The 6,349-nt window shown below is 70.9% G+C and carries 5 protein-coding genes; 1 reads left to right on the top strand and 4 read right to left on the bottom strand.

All coding sequences use genetic code 11. The features are described 5' to 3' along the window. Positions 1-35: 35 nt before the first annotated feature. The 3 genes from VR44_RS33895 to VR44_RS33885 form a co-directional block, all read right to left on the bottom strand. Positions 36-281 (bottom strand): chaplin, encoded by a 246-nt coding sequence (locus VR44_RS33895; RefSeq protein WP_045951479.1) that lies wholly within the window; start codon positions 279-281, stop codon positions 36-38. A gap of 126 nt (positions 282-407) precedes the next feature. Then, positions 408-1,061 (bottom strand): response regulator, encoded by a 654-nt coding sequence (locus VR44_RS33890; RefSeq protein ID WP_045951478.1) that lies wholly within the window; start codon positions 1,059-1,061, stop codon positions 408-410. Continuing rightward, positions 1,054-2,211 (bottom strand): GAF domain-containing sensor histidine kinase, encoded by a 1,158-nt coding sequence (locus VR44_RS33885; protein WP_045951477.1) that lies wholly within the window; start codon positions 2,209-2,211, stop codon positions 1,054-1,056. Before VR44_RS33885 ends, VR44_RS33890 begins: the two co-directional genes overlap by 8 nt. A gap of 473 nt (positions 2,212-2,684) precedes the next feature. On the opposite strand from VR44_RS33885, the gene VR44_RS33880 reads away from it, so the two are divergent. Beyond that, entirely contained in the window at positions 2,685-3,323 is a 639-nt protein-coding gene (locus VR44_RS33880) for a transglycosylase SLT domain-containing protein (protein WP_045951476.1), read from the top strand. A 115-nt stretch (positions 3,324-3,438) separates the two neighbouring features. Here the strand turns inward: VR44_RS33880 and VR44_RS33875 are convergent, their stop codons facing one another. Continuing rightward, the gene (locus VR44_RS33875; RefSeq protein ID WP_094192090.1) at positions 3,439-5,985 is read right to left on the bottom strand and encodes an ABC transporter ATP-binding protein/permease; all 2,547 of its coding nucleotides are present in this window, start codon (positions 5,983-5,985) and stop codon (positions 3,439-3,441) included. Between the last annotated feature and the right edge of the window lie 364 nt (positions 5,986-6,349).

Below are 6,349 nucleotides of genomic sequence, written 5' to 3'. Positions count from 1 at the left end.
GGGGGAGGGGGGGCCGCGGGCCGGGGGGGGTGGGGTCAGCTGTTGAGGCCCGTGTTGCCGAAGGCACCGTTGAGCAGGCCGATGACGTTGGCGGTGTTGCCGACCGCGTTCACCGGGACGTGCACGGGGACCTGGACCAGGTTCCCGGAGACCACGCCGGGCGAGCCCACGGCCTCGCCCTCCGCGGACGCACCGCCGTGCGCCGAGGAGACACCGGCGCCGAGGGCGACGAGGCCGCCCGCGATCATGGTGACGGCTGCGGCCTTCTTGTAGTTCTTCACTTCTCGTCCTCCAGTACGTCTGCCGCGACCAGCCGCCGCGGCACGCCATGGAGAACGCCGCCCCGCCCCATGGGATACGCCATGTGGGCGACGTACACCCGGTCGTATGAATCTCATCTCAGCCCATTACCGCGTGATCCCGTGCCGGACGGCCCACAGCGCGGCCTGGGTGCGGTCGGAGAGGTCGAGCTTCATCAGGATGTTCGAGACGTGCGTCTTGACGGTCTTCTCGGACAGGACGAGGGCCCGGGCGATCTCGCGGTTGGAGCGGCCGTCGGCGATCAGGCCCAGGACCTCGCGTTCGCGGTCGGTGAGGGAGCCGGGGCGGCCGGCGGGGGCGCCCTGGTCGTCCTGGGCGGCCAGCAGGGCCTCGGCGACCTCCGGCTGGAGGAGGACGTGCCCGGCGTGGACGGAGCGGATGGCTCCGGCCAGGGCGTCGGGGTCGATGTCCTTGTAGAGGTATCCGGCGGCGCCGGCCCGCAGGGCGGGGACCACGGTCCGCTGTTCGGTGAAGCTGGTGACGATGAGGACCCGCGCGGGGTTGCCGAGGTCCCGCAGCCGGCGCAGGGCCTCGATGCCGTCGGTGCCGGGCATGGTGACGTCCATGAGGATGACGTCGGGCCGCAGCTCCTCGGCGCGGTCGGTGCCCTCGGCGCCGTCGGCGGCCTCGCCGACGACCTCGATGTCCTCCTGTACCTCCAGGAAGGTGCGCAGACCGCGCCGGACGACCTGGTGGTCGTCGACGAGCAGTACGCGGATGCGGCCGGGGGTGTCAGCCACCGGGGACCTCCATCTCGATCGTGGTGCCCGCACCGGGCTCGGAGCGGACCTCCAGCCGTCCGCCGGCCCCGGCGGCGCGGTCGCGCATGGAGACGAGCCCGAGGTGGCGGCCGGCCTTGCGGACGGTGGGCGGGGAGAAGCCCTTGCCCCAGTCCCGTACGCGCAGGAGGGCGCCGCCGCCGGGGGCGCGGGCGAGGGTGACCTCGACGCGGTCGGCGCCGGAGTGGCGCAGGGCGTTGTGGAGGGCTTCCTGGGCGACGCGCAGCAGTGCCTCCTCCTGGGCGGCGGGCAGGGCGCGGACGCCGTCGCAGGTGAAGGTGACGCGGGCGGTGTGGGCCCGGTCGAGGACGCGGACGTGGTTGCGCAGGGTGGCGACGAGGCCGTCCTCGTCCAGGGCGGCCGGGCGCAGCTCGGTCACGGCGGCGCGGAGCTCGTCGGCGGCCTCGGCGGCGAGGGCGGCGACCTGCTGGAGCTCGCCCTTGGCGCGGGCCGGGTCGCGGTCGACGAGGGCGGCGGCGGCCTGGGCGGTCAGGCGCAGGGAGAACAGCTTCTGGCTGACGGCGTCGTGCAGCTCGTGGGCGAGGCGGGAGCGCTCCTCGGCGATGGTCAGCTCGCGGCTGCGCTCGTAGAGGCGGGCGTTGGTGAGGGCGATGGCGGCGTGCTGGGCGAGGAGGGAGAGGAGTTCCTCGTCCTCGTCGGTGAAGCCGTGCGGGCTGCCGTGCTGTGCGCCGGGGGCTCTCCTCTTGTTGGCGAGGAAGAGGGCGCCGAGGACCTCGTCGCCGTCGCGGACGGGCAGGCCGAGGAAGTCGGACATGTCGGGGTGGGCGGCGGGCCAGCCCTCGAAGCGCGGGTCCTGGCGTACGTCGGCCAGCCTCTGGGGGCCGTCCTGGTGCAGCATCGCGGCGAGGATGCCGTGCTGGCGGGGCAGGGGGCCGATGCGGCGCCACTGGTCCTCGGTGATGCCGTCGACGACGAACTGGGCGAAGCCCCCGTGGTCGTCGGGGACGCCGAGGGCCGCGTACTCGGCGTCGAGGAGCTCGCGGGCCGAGACGACGATGGTGCGCAGGACGTCCCTGACCTCCAGCCGGCGGCTCATGGCGAGCAGGGCGGTGCTGACGGCCGCCAGCCCGGTGCAGGGTCCGTTGTCCATGGGCTCACCGTACCGGCGGCCCTGACCTGCGGGATCGGGCGCCGGTCGTAGGTCTGGGGGCCGGGTGGCGTACGGCTCGGGGAGGGGGTGGGGGCGGTGGTGTCTGCCCTGGGGAGGAGGCGGAGGAGGGCCGGCGTCCTCCCGGAGGCGGAGTGCGGTCACACAGGGCATTGCTGTTGCAACTCTGGGTGAGACTGTTACGGGTTCGATGTGAGCCCGGGCATAGGACGCACATCACTTACGAAGCCGCGTAGTGGATACGTAAAGGCGTTGTCAGCGCTGTTGCGGCCGGTCTCCGGGACCAAAGTCCCGAGGCCGTGCTGGGCCCTGATCCACTAACGGGGATCGTATGTCACACCTTTGCCACAGGATTTTGCCGCCGCTAAGAATGGCTGCCGTCGCAAGGCGCCGACGGATCCCGGATCCGCACGGCGCCTTCCTGCGGCCCCCGCTATTCGAAGAGGTTGCCCCGCATGTCTGCTTCCAGCACTCCCGGTCACAGTCGTCTGACGAAGGCGTACAAGCTGTCGATCGCCGGTGTCGCCACCCTCGGTGCCGCCGCGCTCGCCTTCTCCGTCGTCCCGGCCGGTACCGGCACGCAGGAGACCCAGGCCGTGGCCGCCGCCCCCGTGGCGTGGACCCAGTCGATCCAGCAGAACCTCGGCGCCCAGCACGCCGTAGCGGACCAGAAGGCCAAGGACGCGGCGAAGGCCCAGGCCGAGGCGCAGGCGAAGAAGGACCGCGAGGCCAAGGAGGCGGCCAGCCGCTCCGCCGCCCGTACCCCGGTCTTCGCGAACAACCTCGACGGCTGGATCAAGGAAGCCCTCTTCATCATGAAGCGCGAGGGGATCCCCGGCACGTACGAGGGCATCCACCGCAACATCATGCGCGAGTCGAGCGGCAACCCCCGCGCGATCAACCTGTGGGACATCAACGCGAAGAACGGCATCCCCTCGAAGGGCCTGCTCCAGGTCATCCAGCCGACCTTCAACGCGTACCACGTCAAGGGCACCAAGTTCGACCTGTACGACCCCGTCGCCAACATCGTCGCCGCGTGCAACTACGCCGCCGACCGCTACGGCTCCATGGACAACGTGAACAGCGCCTACTAGGCCCCACGCCTCAGCGGGCGCCCGCAGGACCCCCATGCGCCTCAGGGCGGCCCCCGGAGTGATCCGGGTGCCGCCCTGAGGCGTTCTCGCGTTCCCGCGTTCCTGCGGTCTTGCCCTACTTGCGCATGACCTCGGGCTCGTGGCGGCGCAGCAGGCGCGCCACGGCGAAGCCGCAGATCACGGCCTGCAGCAGCAGGACGATGACGTCCACGAACCACTGGCCTGTGGTGTGGTCCCACAGCGGGTCGGTGTTGGTGGGGTTCTGCGGGTCCCACGGGGCCATGAGCTTGCCCAGGTCCAGGGTGGTGCCGGCGGCGCCGACGGCCCAGCGGGAGGGCATCAGCCAGGCGAACTGCTCCAGGCCGACCTTGTCGTACAGCTGGAACAGGATGCCGGTGAAGACGACCTGGACGATCGCGAACATCACGAGCAGCGGCATGGTCTTCTCGGCGGTCTTCACCAGCGAGGAGATCACCAGGCCGAACATCATCGCGGTGATGCCGAGCGCGGTCACCGAGACGCAGAGCTCGACGGCCGGGTTCATGAACAGGCCCTCGGCCGGCAGCTTGCGCGGGGTGAAGGCGATGGCGCAGATGATCACGCCCTGGATGACCGTGATCACACTGAGGACGATCACCTTCGACATCAGGTACGCCGACCGGGACAGGCCCGTCGCGCGCTCCCGCTCGTAGATGACGCGTTCCTTGATCAGCTCACGGACCGAGTTGGCCGCGCCCGAGAAGCACATGCCGACCGCGAGGATCAGGGTGATCGTTCCCGCGTCGCCGTTGAAGCGGGACGGCGGGGTCGGCGGGGCCAGGCCGAACTTCGCGGGGATGACCGTGGACACGATGCCCAGGACCGCCGGCAGCAGCACCATCAGGGCGAGGAAGCCCTTGTCGGAGGCGATCACCGAGACGTAGCGGCGGATCAGCGTCCACAGCTGCGAGCCCCAGGCCTGCGGCTTCGGCGGGTTCATCTGCTGCGGCGAGGGCATCGCGACCTGCTGCGGGGCGACCGCGTCGAGGTCGGCGGCGTACAGCTGGTAGTGCTGCGAGCCCTTCCAGCGGCCGGCCCAGTCGTAGTCGCGGTAGTTCTCGAAGGCGGAGAACACGTCGGCCCAGGTGCTGTAGCCGAAGAAGTTCAGCGCCTCGTCCGGCGGGCCGAAGTAGGCGACGGACCCGCCCGGGGCCATGACCAGCAGCTTGTCGCAGAGCGAGAGCTCGGCGACGGAGTGGGTGACGACGAGGACCGTACGGCCGTCGTCGGCGAGCCCGCGCAGCAGCTGCATGACGTCGCGGTCCATGCCCGGGTCGAGCCCGGAGGTCGGCTCGTCCAGGAAGATCAGCGACGGCTTGGTCAGCAGCTCCAGGGCCACGGACACGCGCTTGCGCTGGCCGCCGGAGAGGGCGGTGATCTTCTTGTCCTTGTGGATGTCGAGCTTGAGCTCGCGCAGCACCTCGTCGATGCGGGCGGCGCGCTCGGCCTCGGCGGTGTCGCCCGGGAAGCGGAGCTTGGCCGCGTACTTCAGGGCGGTGGCGACCTTCAGCTCCTTGTGCAGGATGTCGTCCTGCGGGACCAGGCCGATGCGCTGGCGGAGCTCCGCGAACTGCTTGTACAGGTTGCGGTTGTCGTAGAGGACGTCACCCTGGTCGGCGGGCCGGTAGCCGGTCAGCGCCTTGAGGAGCGTCGACTTGCCGGAGCCGGAGGGGCCGATGACGCCGATCAGCGACTTCTCCGGGACGCCGAAGGTGACGTCCTTGAGGATCTGCTTGCCGCCGTCGACCGTGACCGTGAGGTGGCGGGCCGAGAAGGAGACGTCACCGGTGTCGACGAACTCCTCGAGCCGGTCGCCCACGATCCGGAAGGTCGAGTGGCCGACGCCGACGATGTCGGTGGGGCCGAGCAGCGCGCTGCCGGACTTCTGCAGGGGCTGGCCGTTGACGTACGTGCCGTTGTGGCTGCCGAGGTCGTGGATCTCGAAGCGGCCATTGGTGGAGCGGAACTCCGCGTGGTGGCGCGAGACCTGGAGGTCCGAGACGACGAGCTCGTTCTCCAGGGCACGGCCGATGCGCATCACGCGGCCGACGGCGATCTGGTGGAACGTCGTCGGGCTGCGGTGGTCGCTGCTGTAGCCCGGCGCGGCGGACTGCTGCGGCACGCCGCCCTGCTGCTGCGGCACGAACGGCTGCTGGTGCTGCTGCTGGTGGTGGTGCTGCTGCGGTGGCTGGTGGTGCTGCGGCTGCTGCTGGTGGGCCTGGGGCTGCTGGTCCCAGGCGGGCTGCTGCTGCTGCGGAGCCGGTGGCTGGAACGCCGGGGCCTGGCCCTGCGCGGCCGGGGCCTGGTAGGCCGGCTGCTGCGCGGCCGCCGCTCCGACGCTCGGATTCAGCCGCGGGCCGTCCGTCGCGTTGCCCAGGTGCACCGGCGTACCCGGCACGAGCTCCGTCTGCTGGACCCGCGCGCCGTGCACGTAGGTGCCGTTGGTGCTGCCGTGGTCCTCGATGGCCCAAACCCGGCCGTTCCAGCTGATGGTGGCGTGCCGCCAGGACACGCGCGCATCGTCGATCACCACGTCTCCCTGGGGATCGCGCCCCAGCGAGTACGACCTGGACGGATCGAGCGTCCAGGTCCTTCCGTTCAATTCCAGTACGAGTTCCGGCACTCCAGCCCCACTTAAGGTCCCCCGAGAATCCCCCTGGCGTCCAGGGAGAACGACGTCAGGGAGTCTAGGGATGGCGAACATCCGGGGGAACTATTTCAGGCCTGGGGCCACATGTGGAATCCGGGCCTTCCGCAGGCGTCTACGTACGCCCGTTGACGGGGTCGAAAGTCACCCGGAGAGTGAGATACGGGACTTCTCGCCCCGCTCGGCTCGGTTACGGGGGTCGCCGCATGCGCCGCATCCGCTGGGGAGACGTGCTGCTGTCCGGGATCGCCGCCGTGGGGTGGTCGGTGGCCGCCATGGCGGGGGTGGCCGCGCTGGGGCTGCACCTGCTGGGCGCCGACGCCGAGGGGGGCTCCCTGGG

This window comes from Streptomyces katrae, assembly GCF_000966975.1.
Classification (GTDB): domain Bacteria; phylum Actinomycetota; class Actinomycetes; order Streptomycetales; family Streptomycetaceae; genus Streptomyces; species Streptomyces katrae.
This window is presented reverse-complemented; position numbering and strand designations above follow the sequence as displayed.